The organism is Bacillus sp. ISL-35 (genome assembly GCF_018613355.1).
Lineage (GTDB): Bacteria > Bacillota > Bacilli > Bacillales > Cytobacillaceae > Mesobacillus.
This window is the reverse complement of record NZ_JAGGQK010000004.1, coordinates 429,066-450,542: the sequence shown is the minus strand read 5'-3', so window position 1 is coordinate 450,542 and position 21,477 is coordinate 429,066. Positions and strand designations below refer to the sequence as shown.

The 21,477-nt window shown below is 43.7% G+C and carries 24 protein-coding genes and 1 other RNA gene; 7 read left to right on the top strand and 18 right to left on the bottom strand.

Features of this window, described 5'->3' with window-relative positions; translation table 11 throughout:
• Together J7E38_RS08170 and J7E38_RS08165 are read right to left on the bottom strand one after the other, a co-directional pair.
• A complete protein-coding gene (locus tag J7E38_RS08170; protein ID WP_214706409.1) occupies positions 1-456 on the bottom strand; it encodes a MarR family winged helix-turn-helix transcriptional regulator in 456 nt (151 codons plus the stop codon).
• Between the two features lie 295 nt (positions 457-751).
• Positions 752-1,180, bottom strand: coding sequence for a cell wall hydrolase (locus tag J7E38_RS08165; RefSeq protein WP_214706408.1), 429 nt, complete (start codon positions 1,178-1,180; stop codon positions 752-754).
• Positions 1,181-1,485: 305 nt separating this feature from the next.
• Here J7E38_RS08165 and J7E38_RS08160 point away from each other — a divergent pair, with 305 nt between their 5' ends.
• The 4 genes from J7E38_RS08160 (at position 1,486) to J7E38_RS08145 (ending at position 2,922) form a co-directional block, all read left to right on the top strand.
• A complete protein-coding gene (locus J7E38_RS08160; RefSeq protein WP_214706407.1) occupies positions 1,486-1,761 on the top strand; it encodes a spore germination protein in 276 nt (91 codons plus the stop codon).
• Positions 1,762-1,840: 79 nt separating this feature from the next.
• Positions 1,841-2,083 carry a spore germination protein gene (locus J7E38_RS08155; RefSeq protein WP_214706406.1) on the top strand — a complete coding sequence of 81 codons (243 nt, stop codon included), beginning with the start codon at positions 1,841-1,843 and terminating at the stop codon, positions 2,081-2,083.
• 24 nt (positions 2,084-2,107) lie between these two features.
• Positions 2,108-2,545, top strand: coding sequence for an Hsp20/alpha crystallin family protein (locus tag J7E38_RS08150; RefSeq protein WP_214706404.1), 438 nt, complete (start codon positions 2,108-2,110; stop codon positions 2,543-2,545).
• 113 nt (positions 2,546-2,658) lie between these two features.
• The gene (locus J7E38_RS08145) at positions 2,659-2,922 is read left to right on the top strand and encodes a DUF2188 domain-containing protein (RefSeq protein ID WP_214706402.1); all 264 of its coding nucleotides are present in this window, start codon (positions 2,659-2,661) and stop codon (positions 2,920-2,922) included.
• A 57-nt stretch (positions 2,923-2,979) separates the two neighbouring features.
• Here J7E38_RS08145 and J7E38_RS08140 read toward each other — a convergent pair whose 3' ends face one another.
• The 4 genes from J7E38_RS08140 to J7E38_RS08125 all read right to left on the bottom strand — a co-directional run bounded on the left by J7E38_RS08140 (position 2,980) and on the right by J7E38_RS08125 (position 6,129).
• The gene (locus tag J7E38_RS08140) at positions 2,980-3,543 is read right to left on the bottom strand and encodes an FAD-dependent oxidoreductase (RefSeq protein ID WP_214706400.1); all 564 of its coding nucleotides are present in this window, start codon (positions 3,541-3,543) and stop codon (positions 2,980-2,982) included.
• A gap of 125 nt (positions 3,544-3,668) precedes the next feature.
• Positions 3,669-4,703 (bottom strand): hypothetical protein, encoded by a 1,035-nt coding sequence (locus J7E38_RS08135; protein WP_214706399.1) that lies wholly within the window; start codon positions 4,701-4,703, stop codon positions 3,669-3,671.
• A complete protein-coding gene (locus tag J7E38_RS08130; protein ID WP_214706398.1) occupies positions 4,700-5,566 on the bottom strand; it encodes an ABC transporter permease subunit in 867 nt (288 codons plus the stop codon). The genes J7E38_RS08135 and J7E38_RS08130 overlap by 4 nt, the downstream gene beginning before the upstream one ends.
• 131 nt (positions 5,567-5,697) lie before the next feature.
• Positions 5,698-6,129, bottom strand: a complete 432-nt coding sequence (locus J7E38_RS08125; RefSeq protein ID WP_214706397.1) for a DUF2935 domain-containing protein — start codon at positions 6,127-6,129, stop codon at positions 5,698-5,700.
• Between the two features lie 119 nt (positions 6,130-6,248).
• Between J7E38_RS08125 and J7E38_RS08120 the strand changes: the two genes are divergently transcribed.
• Entirely contained in the window at positions 6,249-6,902 is a 654-nt protein-coding gene (locus J7E38_RS08120; RefSeq protein WP_214706396.1) for a YwaF family protein, read from the top strand.
• 164 nt (positions 6,903-7,066) lie between these two features.
• Here the strand turns inward: J7E38_RS08120 and hpaB are convergent, their stop codons facing one another.
• Positions 7,067-8,503 (bottom strand): 4-hydroxyphenylacetate 3-monooxygenase, oxygenase component, encoded by a 1,437-nt coding sequence (gene hpaB / locus J7E38_RS08115; RefSeq protein ID WP_214706395.1) that lies wholly within the window; start codon positions 8,501-8,503, stop codon positions 7,067-7,069.
• Positions 8,504-8,770: 267 nt separating this feature from the next.
• Here hpaB and J7E38_RS08110 point away from each other — a divergent pair, with 267 nt between their 5' ends.
• On the top strand, positions 8,771-9,067 hold the full coding sequence (locus tag J7E38_RS08110) for a hypothetical protein (RefSeq protein ID WP_214706394.1): 297 nt from the start codon (positions 8,771-8,773) through the stop codon (positions 9,065-9,067).
• A 616-nt stretch (positions 9,068-9,683) separates the two neighbouring features.
• Here the strand turns inward: J7E38_RS08110 and J7E38_RS23865 are convergent.
• The 4 genes from J7E38_RS23865 to J7E38_RS08090 form a co-directional block, all read right to left on the bottom strand.
• Entirely contained in the window at positions 9,684-10,121 is a 438-nt protein-coding gene (locus tag J7E38_RS23865; RefSeq protein ID WP_214706392.1) for a hypothetical protein, read from the bottom strand.
• 152 nt (positions 10,122-10,273) lie between these two features.
• Complete coding sequence (locus J7E38_RS08100) at positions 10,274-10,711, bottom strand: GNAT family N-acetyltransferase (RefSeq protein ID WP_214706390.1); 438 nt, start codon at positions 10,709-10,711, stop codon at positions 10,274-10,276.
• Positions 10,712-10,925: 214 nt separating this feature from the next.
• Positions 10,926-12,059, bottom strand: a complete 1,134-nt coding sequence (locus tag J7E38_RS08095; RefSeq protein ID WP_214706389.1) for a glycoside hydrolase family 25 domain-containing protein — start codon at positions 12,057-12,059, stop codon at positions 10,926-10,928.
• Positions 12,060-12,100: 41 nt separating this feature from the next.
• Complete coding sequence (locus J7E38_RS08090) at positions 12,101-13,000, bottom strand: hypothetical protein (RefSeq protein ID WP_214706388.1); 900 nt, start codon at positions 12,998-13,000, stop codon at positions 12,101-12,103.
• A gap of 328 nt (positions 13,001-13,328) precedes the next feature.
• Between J7E38_RS08090 and J7E38_RS08085 the strand changes: the two genes are divergently transcribed.
• Complete coding sequence (locus J7E38_RS08085; RefSeq protein WP_214706387.1) at positions 13,329-13,736, top strand: LAGLIDADG family homing endonuclease; 408 nt, start codon at positions 13,329-13,331, stop codon at positions 13,734-13,736.
• A 395-nt stretch (positions 13,737-14,131) separates the two neighbouring features.
• Here the strand turns inward: J7E38_RS08085 and ssrA are convergent.
• The 7 genes from ssrA to eno all read right to left on the bottom strand — a co-directional run bounded on the left by ssrA (position 14,132) and on the right by eno (position 21,468).
• Positions 14,132-14,467, bottom strand: a transfer-messenger RNA (tmRNA) gene (gene ssrA / locus J7E38_RS08080).
• A 157-nt stretch (positions 14,468-14,624) separates the two neighbouring features.
• Entirely contained in the window at positions 14,625-15,092 is a 468-nt protein-coding gene (gene smpB, locus J7E38_RS08075; RefSeq protein ID WP_023613945.1) for an SsrA-binding protein SmpB, read from the bottom strand.
• Between the two features lie 118 nt (positions 15,093-15,210).
• The gene (rnr, locus tag J7E38_RS08070) at positions 15,211-17,586 is read right to left on the bottom strand and encodes a ribonuclease R (protein WP_214706386.1); all 2,376 of its coding nucleotides are present in this window, start codon (positions 17,584-17,586) and stop codon (positions 15,211-15,213) included.
• Positions 17,587-17,620: 34 nt separating this feature from the next.
• Positions 17,621-18,367 carry an alpha/beta hydrolase gene (locus tag J7E38_RS08065; RefSeq protein ID WP_214706385.1) on the bottom strand — a complete coding sequence of 249 codons (747 nt, stop codon included), beginning with the start codon at positions 18,365-18,367 and terminating at the stop codon, positions 17,621-17,623.
• 166 nt (positions 18,368-18,533) lie between these two features.
• The gene (secG, locus tag J7E38_RS08060; RefSeq protein ID WP_214706384.1) at positions 18,534-18,767 is read right to left on the bottom strand and encodes a preprotein translocase subunit SecG; all 234 of its coding nucleotides are present in this window, start codon (positions 18,765-18,767) and stop codon (positions 18,534-18,536) included.
• A 126-nt stretch (positions 18,768-18,893) separates the two neighbouring features.
• Positions 18,894-19,697: a polysaccharide deacetylase family protein gene (locus J7E38_RS08055; RefSeq protein ID WP_214706382.1), complete on the bottom strand. Its 804-nt coding sequence runs from the start codon at positions 19,695-19,697 to the stop codon at positions 18,894-18,896.
• Between the two features lie 472 nt (positions 19,698-20,169).
• Positions 20,170-21,468, bottom strand: coding sequence for a phosphopyruvate hydratase (gene eno / locus J7E38_RS08050; RefSeq protein ID WP_214706380.1), 1,299 nt, complete (start codon positions 21,466-21,468; stop codon positions 20,170-20,172).
• Between the last annotated feature and the right edge of the window lie 9 nt (positions 21,469-21,477).

Sequence of the window (21,477 nt, the reverse complement as noted above, 5' to 3'; positions counted from 1 at the left end):
TTATTCCACCCTGCTCTTTCTATCTATTAAAATTTCATTTAGTTTATCGTACGTCTTAAGGAACTGGACTATTTCATCCTGGTCGAACTTGGTAATAATTGACTCAACCAGTGCCTGGATCCGCTCCTCCGTCTTTTGGAACAATTCATTTCCCTTGTCAGTCAAAGTCAGATAGACCAATCGCCGGTCATTTTCATCCCTAGTTCTCAGGATCAGGCCCTTTTCCCACAAACGGGTGATGATGGCGGTGATGGCGCTTTTTTTGACATCGAAGACTTCAGCCAGCTCCGAGGACGTGCAGGAACCTACTTTGTTGATATAGCGCAATGTATAGTGCTGGTCGTTCGTTAAGTCCGAACCGATTTCTTCCTTGACCATCCCCTCGGCAATCTTGTTGACCGAAAAAGAAACATGGATATAGTGATCCACTAAATCCTTTATCGATTGATCACACATATTTATGTAGTCACCTCGCCTTAAAATCATTCTATTGTTTAACTGTTCAACTGTTTAACTATTAACCTTTTTAACTTTAATCCCATTTCATTTTGCTGTCAAGATAAAAAAGCGCAAGCGCCTTGGTCAGCCCCGACAAGCGTTGGAGGGCCGACCGGTGAAGTCGTTCTTTGACTTCATTGGGCGGACCGAAACGTCTCGAGGGGCTAGGCGCTGGAGCTGGATTATACTCAAAGTGAATTTTATACTTTCTTATCTCACAAAAAAATGACTGCCAAATAGTATTGGCAGCCAATCAAAAAGTATTATAGATGTTTTCACACTCTTCTCCAGTCGGCTCATAGAAACAGTGCAGCTTAAAACGGCCGGCGAGCGGCTGATTGTACCAGGTAGGAGGACAGTCGCCCGGCGGCCGGAAATACCAGAGCGCGAATTTGGACGGCCATAGACGTTCGCCTTTTACAGCCCGCCTCGCAAGCCTCTTTTCCACTTCCCTGGCTCTCTGGTAAAAATAGCCCTTTTGGACTGCTTCAAATGCATGCTCCTGGTAAATCATCTGCGGGATCGTCCTTAATCCTTTAAAATCAGAACAGTTCCCCCGGATTCGGTTTATTCCCACATTTCCGATCATCAGCATTCCCTGCTGGCCTTCGCTCTCACCCTCTGCCCTCAGAAGTCTCGCCAACAAACCGATATCCGCCTCTGTATGCTTCACAACTGCCATGGCAAAACCTCCACCGTTTAATATTACATCTTATTTTCAGAAGGCTTGTGCTATCACATAATAATGTTTATCACTACCAATAGTTTGGAGCCATAGAATGGGTATGGTGTTTGATTGATTTTTAAAAAGGTTAGGTTACTAAAGATTATTCAAAAGCGAAAACTTTCCTGGGTGTATATCCATCTGCCAAAAATTTTATGGGTATTTGTCCATTTTTCAAGTAGAGCATGCTCCCTTAATATAAAAGAACGTTTGGGCCAAAGACTGCATATAGTACCTCAAAGACGGAATAAGGATGAAATGCTATGCCAGTCACGATTAACCTCTTTTATTTCAAAGTTAACAGCGTTTCGGGAAATGGCTCCATCACCATTGGATCAGCCATCCATAACAGCCATACAGCCAACGATAAGTCACAAGGAATGAATTCTTCTTTTGGTGATGCGTCACCAACAGAAGCATTGATGGATAATGTCTATATTGATCCGGATGTAAATGATCAAGCTGCGATTGCGACAGCGGATTCCACCTATCAGGGCGTCCCTCTGGCCCCTGTTCCTGTTGATGAGCCCATCATTTAGTCTCCTTTGGAAAACAAAGGTAAATCCGTGTAAAAAACGCGTGCTAGTACAGCATTTAGTATTGATAAGGAGGTTTTCGATGCCTTACCAAATTAATATTTTTAATATCAAAGTCAATGGAATCTCTTCAAACGGAAACCTGGATATTGGACCAACCGTTCATAATAGTCACACGTCGAATAACAAGAACTTCGGTGTCAACTTGTCTCTCGGTGATTTCTCCCCATCATCTTCTTTCCAGAATACCGGGGTTTTTGATCCAGATGTCAGTGATCAGGATCAGATTGCCAACCCTTCTGCACCTATTGCGAACCAAATTTAAAACCTTCATTGGGAGGGCCATGACATGGATATGGAGAAAGTGAAAATGTGGCTCGAGTTGACGAATAAATACCAAAAAGATGATTTTTGGCGTGGGTTATTCAATCATGGTATCCCGGAGAGGGTGGTTCATGCTGATGATTTCCCATTATATGATATCTACAAAAATGATTCCGCCATCTGCCTGATCATTGAGGTTCCCGGCTTAAGCAGAAGCGATTTATCCGTGGCTCTAAGACAGGGAGATACTCTGGTGGTGAAGGGGATTGCGAGAGCCTTGTTCCCTGCTGATATGGAGGTAAAAAGGGAGAGATTTTATGGTGAATTCGAGCGCCTGATCCCTCTTCCCGAACCTACCGAGACAAGGTTCATTCAATCCTCCTTCCAAGATGGGATTTTACAGGTGACCTACCCACGACAGGCTGCTGGAACTGACAGACAGGAAGATAACAGGATCCTCTGAGAATGCTCCGCCAAAAATATCCATACTGTCCAGGCGCGTTTTTGTTTGTTTTTAGCGGGTAAAATCTTAATACCTTTAACAGGTGCAAACCAAAAAACCAAGGAGGGATTAAGATGGCTGAAAACAAAAATGATATGGAACGTGAAGAATACTTCAAGGACCGGGCAGGAACAGATGAAGCAAGATTCCATGCCGTACCCCATGACGAAGAGGGGTGGGCAGTCAAAAAAGAGGGACAAGATGACCCTGAATTGACCACTGGTTCAAAATCCGAGGCTGTGAATGAAGCTAAGCGTATGGCTGAAGAAGCTGGCACAATGGCTTATATTCACGATGAAGACGGGAAGATTGAGGACCAGTTTAATTATAGCAACTAGATTACTAACTTCTTGCCATAATCAAAGCCTTGCAGATTCCTGCAAGGCTTCAACTATTTATGCTTTTAGAACATCATGGTCTACATAACGCTCGCCATTCAGTTCACTGATGACATTGATAGCAACCTTCGCACCGTCACCAGCTGTGATGATGGTGTGCATGCTGACGCCTGCACAAGTGCCTGCAGCCCAAACGCCTTCAACATTTGTTTTTCCGGCAGCATTAACATCAAAAATCGTTTTGATTCTTGGTTCTGTGCCATCTTTTGTTGCAAGGCCTGATGCTTCAGCTACATCCGTCATCATGCCAGAAGCGATGATGACATGCTTTGCTTCATACTCGCCGTTTTCAGTTACAACTTTAACGCCGCTGTCTGTTTTGCTGACAGAAGTCACTGTCGTTTCAACAAACTCAGCACCGAATTTTTCCGCTTGCTTGATGCCTGTCTCTACTAAGTCAGGGCCTGCGATTTCAGGAGCGCCATAGTGGTTCTCCATCCATGCACGCTTCGTTACGCTTTTATTGTTGTCCAGCACGATTGTTTTCTTGCCAGCCTTTGCTGCGAAAATCGCTGCGCTTCCGCCTGCAGGGCCTGCTCCGATAATTGCTACATCATACATAGGAAAATTCCTCCTTTTCTTTATTCCAATATCATCATAACAGATATCTTTCTATAAGCGAAAGTTTTAAAACTAGGAGTTTTGTCTTAAAAAAACTCACCCTGAAGATGAGTATATTTATCCTATTATCCAGTAAACCCATTTTGGTCGTTACCCTGTTTTTGGTCATTGATCAGCCTAAAAGCAACGGGGCTGGCGCTCCTGTCAGCTTGCAATTGTTTCGTTTTCTTCCGCTTACTGTTAAAATCAATGCGATCAGTCTCCAGATTCCCCTCAAGCTCCTTTTTCATCATATTCAGGACAACAATCAGGAAAAAGAAGAACACCATGGTACTCAGCACCATCCATGGATATTGGAGCATAACCCTGGAGTTTTGTCCGATCAGGCCGCCCCATTCATTCGATAGAGTTTCGGCGACGGGGATATCCCCGGGCAGGGTGAAGATTCCGCCTTTCGTCCGGCCGCCAAGGAAATATTCAAAAATCCCCAGATGCATGATTATCACCAGTGTACTGAGTATCTGCTGGACAATCATCAGCGTTCCCGTCGACTTCAGGAAGGGCCACATATGTTTCTTTAATATATGGAAAGAGCTGCCTCCCATTAAATAGGAAGATAGAACGAAAGACTTTTTCTGCAATTCTTCTATAAATTCAATCACCAGTATGACAATTGCCGGGTACGCAACCAGTGTAAGCACGCCAATTTGATAGGCTACGGCAATCCAGACGGACATTCCGGTATAATGCCCGGTCACAGGTGCCATCAGGAACAGCACGATGATCAAACCCGGCACATAGCGGAATCCAAGGAAAAAATCTTTGAAATAGATTTTCATCCCCGGAAGCCAAATGGCGATCACAATCCCCGTCAGGACACCTATTAGAATCCTTAACGCAGTGATCGTAAACACAGCAGCGATCGTGAATTTCGCTCCGTATAAATGGATATAGACCATATCCTGCCCGTTTCGGTCGGTGCCTAATGGATGGTCAAGTGTTGGCGGCGTTGGCGCCCTATCAATGATCGATCCGTTTTTATCATAAATATAGAATTCTTCATGAAAATCTTTGTCGCCATATAAAGGATACATAAGGCTGACAGTGAAAAGGCCGATGATCAGGAGAGATCCAATAATTGTCTTCCGGTAATTTTTCATAATTGAACCTCATCCTTCCCCCGGTAAAAATAGGCTGTGATCCTGGCCAGGAAGTCGATAACCAGAATAGGAACCGCAAGCAGCATGCAAAAAATAATCACTGAAGACGCATCCTTTGTGAATACATCATCCAAATCAGTCGTAAACCCCTGCAGGGCAAAAAGATATTCTATTAAGACAAGGTTCGATAACAGAGTCCAGATGAACGTCCTCAATTGAATGATCGCCATCGGGAAAATATTGCGCAAAATATGCACAAAGTAAATTGCCAGATCAGGCAGTCCTTTTGATTTGGCGAAAATGACATAATCCTTACCCCACTCAGCCTCGATTTCCTTGATCAGGAACTGTGCCATAAAAAACGATGGCAGAAGTGAGACAGTCAAGATAGGCAAGAGATAGGATTTCTCGCTCAAGCCATATAGCCTCAACAGCTTAAAACCTGTTTCCTTATACAAATAAATCACGACAAATTGCAGGATGAAAATAATCAGCAAATCGGGGACCGCTTCACTAAAATTAATCAGGTCCTTCAGCCTTGACTGAAGTTTTCTTGGGGTTATGATGAAAATCCCTGTAAGGAGAATGCCTCCAATCACCATAGCCAGCAGCGACAGCAAGAGGATCTCCATGGAGTAAAAGTAGCGCTCGCCCATGCTTGTGGTCGTCCATTGCTGGACAATCGGCAACACATTAAAATGCAAAATCTGCCCAGCGGTCTCCTTCAGTGCTGACAAGAAAAACTCTGGTCCAAATATCAGCTGTTTTCCCTTCACATAAAAAAGCTGCGGAATCGATAGAAAAAGTACGATTCCCGCTAAAATGCATAATCCTCTGATCAGGTAGTGAATGAAAAATCTCATCCGAAGGCTCCTCCAGGAATTTTTAATATATACTCGATCATTAAACGGAACTTTTGGGTAAAAAGTTTCAGAGTGTTATAAGCCGTGAAATAAAAAAATCAGCCAATCACTGGCTGATTTTAGATAGGCTATTAAGTTGTCTGCTGGTACAGAAGTGCCTGGGCAATCCCGACAAAATACTCTGACTCACGGCTGATATGGTCCAGTACCACTTTGGCTGTTGGATTGCTTTTAACTGCTTCACTCTCTGTTTTGATCTTCTCACATAATTGAATGAATTCGAGGCTTTGCTGCAAATAGTAGGAGGTAAGCTTCAGTACATGCTGGTGCAGCTGGGCAGGTATGTAATCTCCCGTCCTCGTCACCGTCTCTATGAATCTCAAAACCTGATGGCGGGTCTCTCCCAATACTTTTTCCCATTCTTTCAGGGCATCAACATACTTCTGTTCTAAATCAGGTGTCAGCTCCCGGATCACGACGGTATGCTCCTCCTCCTGATGCTTCCAGAACTCGGCTTCATCCAAAATCCTTAAGGGCATCTGTTGTCCATAGTAAAATTGCATAAGCCCACCCTCCTCAAACTGTAATCGTATGAAATGTATGTTTTTCAACTGATATATATGCCAGCTCGGAATATGATAAAGTAAGGATATGGAAAACTTCTACAAAGGGCGGCGGAATCATGAAGGGATTTTTTGAACCGGGAACAGAAAATGTTTTTCAGCTGTTTTCAAGCGTCCACCTTTTGACGCTCACTGCTTTCTTTTTTATGATCCTTCTGCTTTTCTTATTCCGAAAGCCTTTACGGAAACCCGGGATCAACACTGCTGTCCGTATCGGATTATTCATTGTGCTTATAGCCTCTGAAATAAGCCTGCAGATCTGGCTTTGGTGGAGTGGACACTGGAACTACCAGTATTCATTGCCCCTTCACTTAAGCAGCATCTCCCTCATCTTCTCTGCCATATTGCTATTAAACAAGAGATATGTCCTGTTTGAATTCACATATTTTGTCGGCGTCGGCAGTGCATTGCAGGCGATGATCACACCCGACATCAGCCTGTACACCTTTCCCCATTACCGCTATATCCATTTCTTCGTTTCACATGGGGGAACCGTCGTAGCCAATCTGTTCATGGTTTTTGTGGCAGGATACCGGCCGTCTGGAAAGTCCATTTGGAAAGCATTTTTCTGGTTGAACGTCTATACGCTCATCATTTTCATCGTCAATTTCCTGATTGAAGGCAACTATATGTATATCTCCGAAAAGCCGGTCAATCCTTCGATCATTGATTATCTCGGCCTTGGCCATGGTATATCCTATCCCTGGAAGTGATTGCGCTGATTACCTTCGTGATTTTGTATCTCCCGTTCTGGGTAGCCAGAAGGATGAATCGAGAAAAACAGCATAACTAGGTAGGGAACCTTAATTGCTTTCTGGACCAAAAGACAGCAAAAAGCCCAGAGATGATTTCCAGGCTTCCATCATTTTTCTACCTTTCAACTTCTCAATAAATCATTCACCAAATCCACAGCTGGTTTCTTGTCATACTGATTATACAGGCCCACTGAAATCCGGGCCGGATCACCGAAAAAGAATCGCTCGTAAATCGTTTCCCGTCCCGCAAAAGCACTTGAGCACATATCCCACACCAATCTGAATAATCGAACTCTTCCCTTAGCATCGGTATCTGCTCCCTGCAAATACAGGTCGAGGTCACTTCTTAAATCCGAGTTAAAATCATTGCTTGTCGGAATGGTGATGGTGCCGCTCGCTCCCAGCAGCTGAAGGATTTCTACGAATCTTGGATAAAGCTTTGGAAACATGAGACTCGCAACAGTAAGAGGGTTAGCATCCGGTACCATCAAGCCGGAACTATTTTCCCTCGCCTGCATTTCCGAGGATAAAAGCAGCCCCTTCATCATTTCCACACCACATATAATTTCACTGATTTTTTCTTTTACATGCTGATATTCGCCAATCCCGATCGTTTCCGTGATTAATTGGGCCGTTCCCAGGAACAGCCTCGATTTTGTTAGCTGCCTTGATAACGTCTGATGAATCAGAAAGGTATTAAAATTCGTTTCGTTGAAGAGATTCATCGCTGCATTAAGATCTTTATATAAAAATACCCTCTCCCACGGCACAAAGGTGTTGTCGAAAATTACGATCGTATCCATTTCTTCAAACCGTGACCCGAGCGGATGGTCAAAATGGGATTCATTATAGACAAACGATTCCCGGCAGACAAACTTTAAGTTTTCTGTGTTGCTCGGAATCGAAAAGGCGTAAACATAATCTTCCTCGATGAATTTACCGCCGGCCGGCAAAACCATCAGTTCATCTGTGATACCGCCTTGTGTAGCCAATAACCTGGCACCCTTAATATATATCCCGTCAGCTGTCTCCTTGACCACCCGGGCAGAAATAGGCTGCTCCTTATCTTCAATATACGCGAGCGAACGGTTCACCTGCGGCGTGACATACGTATGAGAAAAGGTAAGGTCATTCTCTCTTGCCTTTTCATAAAGATATGTCACATTCCTGCCTAATTTATTTTTTCCTTCAAAGACATTTGCTGAAGCACCAAGAGCCATTAAGGCTGTATTCATGTAATCAGGGGTCCTCCCCATCATTCCGCCAGTCAGTTTTGCCCACTCCCCGGCGGCAAGCCTCCTGAGTTCCAGATCTTCTTTTTTGACGGTAGGATGAAAAGACCGGCCCACCCGGTTTCCGGTTGACGGCGATTTATAGGTCATCAGCGGCAAATTTTCCTCTTCAAGCTGAAAATCATACAAGCCGGCCTTGCTATCGATCACTCCCTTAAAGGCAGGATGTGCTATGATGTCCCCAGTGATTTTCTGTCCATCAAACCAGATATTGCTTTTCAAATCCCTGATTCTTTCTTTCAACTGTGTTCCATTGATTGCAGGCATATTCCCACTCCTGACTTTTCTTGCTTTTTACCGTCATGCCTATATCTATTCATGTTTTCCAGCAGTATTGCATGGTTTATTTAAAGAAGAGTGGAACAGAGAGAAGTTTTACAATTCACGAATTCAAATGTTAATCTGCCGAAAAAGAGAGTGAAGATATCTGGTGGATTGAACCAGAAGGAAGTAATATAGAGGAAGTCAATTGTTTGATGTGGGCCAAAAAAGAATTAAAAAACCAGAGGAATATTAACGATAAGTGGGGATTTAATGAAAAGTATTAAAGCGTTCTTATACTTCTTTGTATTGTTTGGAGTACTCGGATTAACAAATACATTTGCCAGAGAAAGTAAGGTTTTCGATAAACCCTTAAGTGCTTTAGATTCTATAGATGTTTACAGAGTAATTATGGCTATTTTGATTCAACTAATTTGTTTATTTTTAATTTATGATACTTCTTCAAGATTTAAGGAACTTTCTAGAGTTAAAAGAAGTGCTTTAATTTTATTAGCAATCTTAATTTCAACTGTATACTTTTTATTCCTGATTGGCATTTTTCTTGAATAACCAAGAGTCTTATTAGACATACAGAGGAGTATAGTTCAATAAGAATTTCGATTGCCTTTTCAAATGGCGGTGTAATTTAGCAAGGTGTGAAATGAAACATAATTGAATCGGGAAACGTATAAACAAGTAAATAAAAAACGAGTTGAGGTATCTTTAAGGTGCTTGATATATTAGCTGGGTTATTTATTATCATAGTTGGTGTCATTTTCTTATGGATAGGTTTGTTTCGAATTGAGTGGTTCGTAAAAAGTGTGAAGGAATCAGATAGGGGATTAATTGATTTACCTGCTTTTATAAGTGATTATTGGTTTTGGAGAATTGTTTTAATTGGTATGGGAATACTAATTATTTATATGACTCTGTATTCAATTATAATCTAATATAAAGTTCCTTATTTCGCTAACAAGTGATTCAGTTCTAGATGGACATAAATTTCTTTTAGTTTATAAATTGATATGCAAATTTTATAATGTTAGATTTTATTAAAAAGAATGTCTGTATTACAAAAAGAATAGACCATCAAATTAAACTGCATTTGATGGTCATTTTGACTTATATTAATTGATTTTGCGACTGGAAATAGAACGTGTTATCCTTTGAGTCCTTTTTTCACTCGCTAAAATTTAGAAAGTGCTTTATTAGCATTATCCGGATAACCAGAGCCGAACGAATCTAAATTTGAATTTCCGTAGAATGGATAGCCGTCTGCTTGGTATCCAGCTCCGCCTGGTCCCATCGGGTAGCCGGTTCCAGCCGCACCCGGATAGCCTGCTGCTCCCACTCCCGGATAACCGCCATAACCACCTGGGTATCCGCCTATATTGCCACCAGGATAGCCGCCCAAGCCTGGGCCAGGATAACCGCCAGGAGGAAAGTAACCTCCTCCAGCAAAGCCTGCTCCTGGATATCCGAAAGGTGGCGGCGGCAATGGCCGGGGAGCTGCCAAAGCCCCGCCAAGGAATCCACCCGCTAAACCGCCTAAAAACGGCAACCAGCCAAAACCAGCGCCAAATCTATAATCATTTCGTTGATAACCATTTATATATGGATGCATATTCAAAAACCTCCTCTTCTCCATATTTATGCATGTTCTGCCGATTTTGTCTGGGCCCAGTTCTGCCACGACCTTGATTCTACCCGGCTTAATAAAACTGCAATTATGGTACAAGAGCAATTCAATCCTATGATCGCATGCGGAATGGATTATTAAAAATTCAATTCCATTATCGTCGAGATAGGTTTAAATCCTAAGTTTTCACACAGTATTCTTGAAGGATTTCCATTGAACACATTAAGCTGGATCGTCCTGATCCCCAGCGCTTTAAACTCATTAATCGCGGCTATCGCAAGTTCCCGGGCGACACCCGATTTTCTGTACTTTGGGTATACATATACACTAAGCAAATTCCCCATGACCTGGCCCTTCACAGGATTCAAGTCTGTAACCAGGAGAATCCATCCCCTCAGTCTGCGTTGTTCGATATCGATGAGAAAATAACCTCCATTTTGAATGACGGGCATAAAAAGGTTATACGCATTCTGCACATTATTTTCAGCATATCCCATCGAGCTTTCCTTCGTCACTTTCCCGGACAGCTGAATAAGATGGTTTGCCTCTTCCTGAGTTGCTCTTCTGATCGCCATACAACATACCTCGATTCAAATATATTATGTTGTAATATATAGCAAAACCCTGAAACAAGTGTTTGTCATGGAGTACAGAAAATAAAAAGACAAGCTACAATGAGAGTTTGAAACGACCTTTTAATTTGCATAAGCCCGCTATCGTAGCAGAAACAGCAAAAAGCCTAATCCCCTTAAGGAAAAGTTAGGCTTAGGGTTTGCAAGATTATATATCTTAAGGAAGCATCCAGGCTACATTATAGTCATTTTCCCCGCCATAATACTGCCAAATTTGTGCTTTTTCGGTTGTTCCCGGGAAATTGCCCCAGTCTGGATTGTTGGTTGTTAAATCTTCAGGAATGTCACCAGGATAATAGGCAACCCAATATGCTCCCGGAGTGCTTGGCGAAAATTCCCCCATTGAAACTTCCCAGCTCCATTTTGAGGAATAGGTACCAGGCTTAACGCCTTCCCCATATTGATTCAGATAATTGACAAAAGCGGTATAGATCGCCTGATTGTTTGCATAGTCATATTCTTTCGTACCAGTTAATGCTGGTTCAACATCAATAAAGATAACAGGTCTTACTTTCGAACCATAGACGCTTTTCATAGCTTCATAGGTTTCTAGTGCCAATTTTGCCTGCTGCGCTCCCCATTCACTTGCAGAGATACCGGCAGGTGCCTGTTGCATACCAGTTAAAAACCAGTAACCATAAACATATGCAGCTTCCTCTGCTCTGGCACTGCTGAAGAATTTTCCGCTGCCCGTGCCTCCGTCAAATTGAACGATGCTACCATATCCCAACTTTCCAAGATAAAAATCATTCCCAGCAGGATTCGGTATCGACGTAGCCGAATCAGTTCCATAATAATATTCCGTTTGAACTTCAGGTTCGGTCTTTTCTTCGGATGGGCTGTTAGAGAAAATCGCTGAATTTGCGGCAGCATGCGATCTTGCCGTTTCACTTGCATGCAAACCTGCCTGCGATTTGCTGATTTTATTTTCTTTCTTTAGCTGGGCTTTAACGTTATTAGACTGTGAAGGCTCTACAATCTTTTCTTCTGTTTCAGGCTGGGAATCAGCTTCAGGCTTTGCTTCTTTCTTTGGTGCAGTCACCTCTAATTTGGCTTCTGCTTCAGATGCAGTTACCTCCGGCTTTATTTCTGCTTTAGGCTGAACTGCAATATCGGCCTTTTTAGGAGTTGCCGAACTGACAGAAGATGCTTTTTCACGTCCCTGAAGATTCTGCGCACTGTTTGCTTGATCAGGTGCAGCAGCTTCAGTGAAATGGCCCCCAGAAATAATACCAAATGACAATACTGTGGTTGCGACGAAAGTTTTTACCAGTTTCTTTATGTTTTTCATTCTCATTTTGCTCCCTTTTACTATCGTTTTTATTTAGCTATTTAAGCAATAAACGTTAAGAAAAAAGGAGCTGCCTTTGGTGGTGGTAAAGGTGGTGCATTGATCCATTGATGTAGGTAATCAGCCTGACGGGTATTATAGATACGTCCATGTTTCCTGCTAAAGTACTCATTGCAGTCAAACAAACCTGCAATATAGCTTAATGTACCTGCCCCCGCGCTGATTTGCTCATTTGATTGCCCTCCAGGCGTTTGCGTTCGTTGTGGAGGAATATTCATAATCTCAATTACTCTAGGATTCTTCCTATTGCCAGAAGGAGTCTTCTGTTTATCTTCGATTAAGCGTTCCTCCGATACATTCAGAGAACTGCGTTTCTTTTTTGAAATTGAAAGCTTTTTATTTTCTGTAAAAGTATCAGGTTTTGCTTTTCCGTCTAGATTGTGGCTGTTGCCATCAGTCTGGTACCTCCTTTGACTTGGAGGAAGCATTTTAGAAGCCTTTTTAATCTTAGCTTTCATAACTTTTGGCTTTGCTTGAATCGGCGCTTGGCCTTTCTCCATTACAGCAGTTTCAGGAGGTTTCCCAGCCTTTATCTTCTTTTTTATAGAAGGAATAAGCTTATTATTATTCCTACCCGTCTTGTCAGGTGATTTTTGATCAGGTTTAACCGATTGGACTGGCCGGGAATCAGGCTTCTGCACTGGTTTCTGACCCGCTTGTTCTGGCTTTCTATTTATGTTCTCAGGATTAACGGGTATTGCTTTATTCGAAGCCTCTGGAGTATCCGGTTTACGTATAACTTGAGTATGTACTTCATGTACTTGAGAGTTTTGAGGTACCGGCTGACCGGCTGAACTATTTTTCTCTGCAAATGCATTAATCGGAAAGAAAGCGGCCGCGCCTAAAAATACACCCATCAAAATAAAATGGCGGATGCGCACTATCTCACCCCCTTTCAGAAGCAGGGATTCATAACTTCCATGGAGAGGATTCGACAGAGTTATACAATTTTCTGTCGGTTGTTGGCTCCTATAAAGCGAAAGAGTGCTTTTAACCCAAGCTGATTCCTGCTATGGTTGAGTCCATTTTCCTTGGATATGGGACTATTTGTATGATCGAAATAAAGATTTTCAAGAACAAGATTTGTCTAGGAAAAAAGAAAACCAGCAAAAAATATATTGATTTTAATAATCACTTTTCAGGATTATGTAGGTTCGGTAAAATCAATATAAGAACATATGTTTTGTTTAATGAAATGGAGGATATATAGTGGAAGTCTGGGAAGCAAGTTATATTGCAGGTATTATAGATGGAGAAGGCAGCATTACCTTAACAAGGATGCATGAAAAGGAACACCGTCGACCCACGATTACTATTGCTTCTACAGATAAAGAACTTTTGCTATATATCCAGTCTTTAATTGGCGGGGTGATAAATAATAAAAAGAATTATAGACCAGAAGTTCACAAGTCTTCTTATACATTAAGCATAAAAAACAAATTAGAGGTACTATCTACCTTACAACAAATACAACCTTTTTTAAGAATCAATCGAAAACGGCTGCGGGCATTATGGATATTAAAACACTACGAGTCAGTTACTCCTCGGAATGGAAAATATAGACCAGAAATGTTAAAAGCAAAAATTGAATTTGAAGATTTATTCTTTAAGATTTAATGTGTGCTTGAATATCGTTATCTATCTTAAAATAAAAAAGCATAAGCCTGCCACTTGGCAAACTTATGCTTTAGTTTCAAAAAATAAAAATCCACCAACATATGTATTGGTGGAGACGGTGGGACGTGCTATTCCATGCTTTCGTCATGGCACTGACTATATCTTGAACCTGCATCGGCAGGTCCTCCGGCGTTTTATGCGAGATGTAGTTTTATCCGGATTCCCGGATCGATCACGCATCCTAGTACTGCCAGGTTGGCAGCCTATAAGTCGATACATGGCTGTTGGATTGCTCCACATACCACTCGGCATTGCCTTATCGCTCTAGGCGACTTAGGTTTCACCGATAAAGCCGGATTTTCACTTGCATGTTGCCACGCAAGGCGACTAATTACTAATCGAACCCACGTCCAAAGATATTGGCACTTAAGCTTCTACGAGTGTAGTCGGCATATTGGCGATTCGCTGGTCCTTTTGCCTACCGACAGGCGGCCGGCCAGCTAGCCTGGTTGTTCTCTTCCTTCATCCTCAGGCGGTGGAATCCGGCGTAGCCCACTTAGAGTGAGTCCGCTACCCTACCACATGGGCGATGGAGGGGCGAACCGCTATGCAGTATTAAGCTGCGAAAGCGAAGTTGTTGTTTTGTTTGCCAGTTATAGGCGTTGACGTTTTTACGAGGCCGATCCCCTCGACTCGCCACTTAAGCTCAAACTACCCCTGTCGAATCCGTAACGTCCCCATATAAAAGGTTGCTGTATCTGTGATACAGACGTTAGGAGAACTCGGTTAAGCCGAGCAAAAGTTATGTTGTCACTCGCTGGTGACAGTTATTATTATAACACACTGAGTACTTTTTTCAACTGGTACACTCTTCCTCAGCTGACAAGCTTACATTTTCTGGCGCTCACGGAATGCACGCTCAATGTCGCGGCCTGCTTCCTTCTTCTTCAAGGTCTCACGCTTGTCATAGTTCTTTTTACCCTTACCAAGACCGATTAAAACCTTCGCATACCCATTCTTCAGGTAAATCTTCAATGGCACTAGCGCATATCCAGCTTCCTTCGTTTCACCGATCAGCTGGGCGATTTGCCGTTTGTGAAGCAAAAGCTTCCTCGTACGCAGCGGATCATGGTTATAACGGTTACCCTGTTCGTATGGGCTGATATGCAGATTATATAAGAATAACTCACCATTATGGACTTTCGCGTATGAATCCTTCAGCTGGACGCGCCCGTTACGGATTGATTTGATCTCTGTTCCCTGGAGGACGACTCCGGCTTCATACGTTTCTTCGATGAAATAGTCATGGTTCGCCTTTTTATTTTGCGCGACGACTTTTCCCTCTCCTTTTGGCATAAAAACTTCCCCCTTTTCTGTTCTCTCATTTTAGCAAATAAACCCCTCTCCCACAACGAAAAGCGGAAGCCAGGACAACAGAGAGCCCCTTTTTCAGGAGCTCTCCAATAAGAGTTGGCTATTTTCTCTTTTTCGATTTGCGTTTTGCGGCTGGAGCATTTTCAAAGAACTTTTTCTTCTTGCTCTTTGGTTTTGAACCGGATCCGGAGCCGTTTCTGCCGCCTCCTGATCCTCTTCCGCCAGAACCTTTCCCTTGGCGCTTGCCTTCTTCTTCTTTTCCGCGGCGAGGTTTCTTTTCGCTGCTGCGCGTCTTGAAGACTTTAGGCTGTGCAGGACGTTCACGTCTAGGCGTGCCTTTCATGCCGACAATTTCGAAATCGATGGATCGCTCATCCTTGTTGACGTTGATGACACGGACGGTGATTTCATCTCCAATTCTAAAGACATTTGCCGTACGCTCGCCGATCATTGCCATCTGGCGTTCATCGAAGCGGTAGTAGTCATCTGTCATATAACTGACATGGACGAGTCCTTCGATTGTGTTCGGAAGCTCGACGAACATCCCGAAGTTCGTGACTGAGCTTATGATGCCATCGTATTCCGTACCTACCTTGTCTTCCATGTATTCCGCTTTCTTCAGTTCATCTGTCTCACGTTCAGCTTCAACTGCGCGGCGTTCCATATTGGATGAATGCTCCGCAATATCAGGCAGCATCGCATTCCATTTTTCCTTCGTCGCCTGGTCAAGCTTGCCCTCGATCAAATACGTCCTAATCAATCGGTGGACAATCAAGTCAGGATAACGCCGGATTGGTGATGTGAAATGCGTGTAGAACTCGGTTGAAAGTCCAAAGTGTCCAAGGCTTTCAGGAAAATATTTTGCCTGCTGCATCGAACGGAGCATGACCGTCCCGACAACCATTTCTTCAGGCTTGCCCTGGACTTCTTCGATGATTTCCTGTAACGCCCTTGGGTGGACAGAATTGGCCGACCCTCTTACAATATAGCCAAAGTTCGTGATGAACTCGAAAAACTTCCTCAGCTTGTCTTCTTTTGGATCCTCGTGGATACGGTAGATGAACGGAACATCCAACCAGTGGAAATGCTCAGCGACGGTTTCGTTCGCAGCAAGCATGAACTCTTCGATCAGTTTTTCAGCGACAGAACGCTCGCGCAGAACGACATCTGTTGGGTGTCCTTCTTCATCAACGAGTACCTTTGATTCTTTGAAATCAAAATCGATGGCGCCTCTCTCCATCCTCTTTTTACGAAGGATTGCGGCCAGCTCTTCCATCATTTCAAACATTGGAACAAGAGAATCATAACGTGAACGCGTTTCTTCATCTTTATCAACCAGAATCCTGTTCACATCGAAATAAGTCATTCTCTCTGTTGTCTTGATGACGCTCTGGTAGATTTCATGGTCTACTACCTGTCCATCTGGACTGATTTCCATATTACATGACAGTGTCAGGCGATCGACCCTCGGATTCAATGAACAAATCCCATTGGAGAGTCGGTGTGGAATCATCGGGATGACCCGGTCAACCAGGTACACACTTGTTCCGCGCTCCTCTGCTTCACGGTCAATCGGTGAATCCTCGGTAACATAATAAGTGACATCAGCAATATGAACACCTAGTTTATAGTTTCCGTTTTCAAGTTTAGTCACCTGGACAGCATCATCGAGGTCCTTGGCATCCGCGCCGTCGATTGTGACGATGACTTCATCACGCAGGTCGCGGCGGTTGGCGATTTCACTCTCGTTGATCTGGTCTGGGGCATTATTCGCCTGCTCCATGACTTCACCAGGGAATTCCAGCGGCAATCCGTGCTTGTGGATGACAGATAAAATATCGACGCCCGGGTCGTTTTTATGGCCCAGAATCGCGATAACCTCTCCCTCGGCACTTTTGCGTCCCTCTGGGTAGCTCGATAGTTTTACAACAACCTTGTGCCCTTCGACAGCACCCATTCCAGCTTCTTTCGGAATGAAAATGTCGCTCGTGAACTTTTTATCATCCGGAATCACGAAACCGAAATGCTTGCTTTCGGTGTATGTGCCGACGATTTGCGAGACGCCTCTTTCCAGGATGCGCACAACTGTGCCTTCACGGCGCTGTCCTGAACTATCCGCAGACACACGGACAAGAACTGTATCACCGTTCATCGCATTGCTCGTTTCATTTGGCGGGATGAAGATGTCATCCATGCCCTGTTCTTCAGTAATAACAAAAGCAAATCCCTTGGCATGGGCGCTGAAACGGCCACGCACTAGATTCATTTTTTCTGGAAGTCCGTACCGGTCACTTCGGGTCCTGACGACCAGGCCCTTCTCTTCCATGACCACAAGCGCTTTGACAAATTCCTTGAATGTCGAGGAGTCCTCGATTCCAAAGGCACTCTCAAGCTCCTGGACAGTAAGCGGCTTGTAGGCTTCGTCCTTCATATAATGCAACAGCCTGTCTATATGGCCTTTAATATTTTCATCCATATAAATCCCTCCTTCTATTTAGGGTTCTTTTACTTTATTCTTTCCAATCTAACGACTCAAGAAACTCATAAACATCTTCATGCAGCTGGTCACGTTCTTTATCAAGCGTGATGACATGTCCTGATTCTTCGTACCACTTGAGTTTTTTATGTTCAGATTCGATGCTGTCGTGAATGATGTTCGCACTGTCAGGATCGATGATTACGTCATTGCGCGCCTGGACAACAAATGTCGGAGCATAAATCAGATCGATGCTTCCACGGACTTCCTTGATCAATTCCTGAAGGTCTTTCAGGGTGGACATCGATTTTTGCTCGAGTGCCTTTACCTCTGTCTCGATTTGCTCTTCCGGCTTACCTTCCATCCGCTTGTATTCGCGCGCATACTCAAGCACGCCCCGGTACATCAATTCTTCCGTCTTAAGATGCATCGGTGCGCACATCGGCACGATTCCCTTTAGCGGCTTTGTATATCCAAGCTTCAGGGAGAGCACGCCTCCCAGCGACAATCCGGCAACCGCGATCTCCTCATATCCTTCACTCTTGAGGAATTCATACCCGTCAAGTGCGTCCTGCCACCAATCATCAGGTCCAGTATGTATAAGTTCTTCGGGCGGTACCCCATGTCCTTTAAAAACTGGTGCATGGCTGGTATAACCTTTTCCTTCTAAAAATCGGCCCAGCATCCTGACGTCCGCTGAGTTGCCGGTAAATCCATGGAGCAGCAATACTGCTCTTTTTCCAGCTTTGAATGTAAATGGTCTTGGCACTAACTTTCTCATTTTCCTACTCCCTCTATCTGATTTCTTCCTTAGTTTTAACAAACATGCTTGTAACATTCAAATAAAAGCCTTTATATATGTAAATACCCACATTCAGGTTAAATATGTGAGGTTTTTTGCACACAATAAAACCCGGCCTCTTGTGGAAGCCGGGTCATTGTTTGTATTATAGTTTGAAATAAGTAACGGCAATAGTCAGGACGAAAAATAGAACAGATAGAACAACCGTGACTCGGTGAAGGACTAAATCCAGCCCTCTTGCCTTCTGCTTACCAAACAATTGCTCAGCGCCGCCGGAAATCGCACCGGATAAACCAGCACTCTTGCCTGACTGAAGTAGAACAACCGCAATAAGCCCAAGGCTCACAATCACTAAAAGAACGGTTAAAAGTGTATGCATGACGTACCTCCCGATAAAACTGCTAACAGTATTTTAAATTTATCACATTTTCGGGAATGAAACAATACTTGTCCGAATTGTTGTGAATTTTATTGGGCACATACATGTCATACTTGACCACTTACGCTAGTTTAATGAAGCAGGAAGCAACGAATTCGATCTGTACAGCAGATCCGAAACGGTCGTGCATTGGTATCCGTTCTCATATAAAATCTCGAGGATGTCCTCAACCGCCTTCACCGTTTGCGAACGATCCCCGCCGGCATCATGAAAAATAATCACATCGCCTGGACGAGTATCGGAAATGACATTTTGTGTAATCTTGGCTGCTCCTGGCCTGCTCCAGTCCCTTGTTTCCTGATGCCATGACCAGAGGATGACATTGTAGCCGCCCTTAATCGCCGTATCGACGATTTCCTTGTCATAATAGCCGGCAATCGGGCGGAACAGAGTGGGCGAAGTTCCAGTCAGGCTTTTGATAACTTCGGAATTTTTAGCGAGTTCTTTCTTCAACATTGCTGGGGAATAGCCATCACGGAAATGATGACGATATGTGTGATTGCCGATTTCGTGCCCTTCTGCTGCCTGCCGTTTAACGATCTCAGGGTATTTTTCCGCCTCCTCGCCAATCACGAAAAACGTCGCCTTAGCCTTGTATTTTTTCAATGCATCGAGAATTTGAGGAGTGTAGGTAGGATCCGGCCCGTCATCAAACGTAAACGCCACAAGCTTCTCTTCCACCGGGATATCCCAGAATACGTGTCCCGTCTTTTCGAACTTCTCTCTTTTTACAGAGGATGGCACTCCTTTCTTTTTTACCGGAGAAGATACTTTAGCTTTAGTACTGGTATATGTGGCAATGGCAGTCCCCGAAAAGACTGATGGTATGAAAAAAACAATCATGATTACAGCAAGGAGGAACTTTTTCATATTACAACTGGCTCCTATCTTTGTTGATTTTAGTTATAGTATTATGGAAAAACAGCCTATTTATTTGAGGAATGAATTGTTTTGTATAACGGAGAAAATTTTATATTTTGTTCGTCATGGACTGGTTTACGAACACTTTTTTCCTTTTGACAACTTTTTTGTCCGTCATAGCCTTGATGACGGACATTTTTTTCTCTTTTGTCCACTTTTCTGTCCATCATTGCCTCGATGACGGACACTTTCTTCTCTTTTGACAACTTTTCTGTCCGTCATAGCCTCGATGACGGACACTTTCTTCTCTTTAGCCAACTTTTCTGTCCGTCATAGCCTCGATGACGGACACTTTCTTCCCTTTTGACAACTTTTCTGTCCGTCATGGTCCCTTATTAACATTCATACTGAACATAAAAACGCCGGCAGCATCGTCATGCTACCGGCGTTCGGTCTTACGGGGATTGAATTCCTCGTAAGATTACTTCTTAAGGTTGTAGAATGATTTGATTCCGTTGAAGCGAGCTGTTTCGCCAAGCTGGTCTTCGATGCGAAGAAGCTGGTTGTACTTCGCTACGCGGTCTGTACGTGATGGTGCACCAGTTTTGATTTGGCCAGCGTTTGTTGCAACTGCAATGTCAGCGATAGTTGAATCTTCTGTTTCACCAGAACGGTGAGAGATGACTGCAGTGTAGCCTGCGCGCTTCGCCATTTCGATTGCGTCGAATGTTTCAGTCAAAGTACCGATTTGGTTTACTTTGATCAGGATTGAGTTGCCAACGCCTTGCTCGATACCTTGAGCAAGCTTCTTCGTGTTTGTAACGAACAGGTCGTCACCAACAAGCTGAACTTTTCCGCCAAGGCGCTCAGTCAATAGCTTGTGGCCTTCCCAGTCGTTTTCATCCAAACCGTCTTCGATTGAGATGATTGGGTATTTAGAAGCCATTTCTTCGTACCAGTCAACCATTTCTGCAGAAGTTTTAACAACGCCTTCACCAGAAAGGTGGTACTTGCCGTCTTCTTTGTTGTAGAACTCAGAAGATGCAGCGTCCATAGCAAGCATCACTTGCTCGCCTGGCTTGTAGCCCGCTTTTTCGATTGCTGTAACGATTGTTTGAAGTGCTTCTTCGTTTGAACCAAGGTTAGGAGCGAATCCGCCTTCGTCACCTACAGCTGTGTTCAAGCCTTTTTCTTTAAGAACAGACTTCAGGCTGTGGAAGATTTCCGCACCCATACGAAGTGCTTCACGGAAGTTTTCAGCGCCAACAGGCATTACCATGAATTCCTGGATGTCCACGTTGTTGTCAGCGTGCTCGCCGCCGTTCACGATGTTCATCATTGGAACTGGAAGCTGCTTGGAGTTGAATCCGCCAAGGTATTGGTATAAAGGAAGGTCAAGATAGTCTGCAGCAGCGTGTGCGACAGCCATGGACACGCCAAGGATGGCATTAGCGCCCAGTTTGCCTTTGTTCTCTGTTCCGTCTAATTCGATTAGTGCCTGGTCAATTCCAACCTGGTCAAGTACATTGAACTCTTCGCCAATAAGGAATGGAGCGATGATTTCGTTTACGTTATCAACTGCTTTTAAAACACCTTTTCCAAGGTAACGGTCTTTGTCGCCGTCACGAAGTTCAACTGCTTCGTATTCACCAGTTGAAGCACCACTTGGTACTAGTGCGCGTCCGAATGCGCCCGATTCTGTGAAAACTTCTACCTCAACTGTTGGGTTTCCGCGGGAATCCAATACTTCACGTGCGTATACGTCTGTAATAAATGGCATAGGTATCTC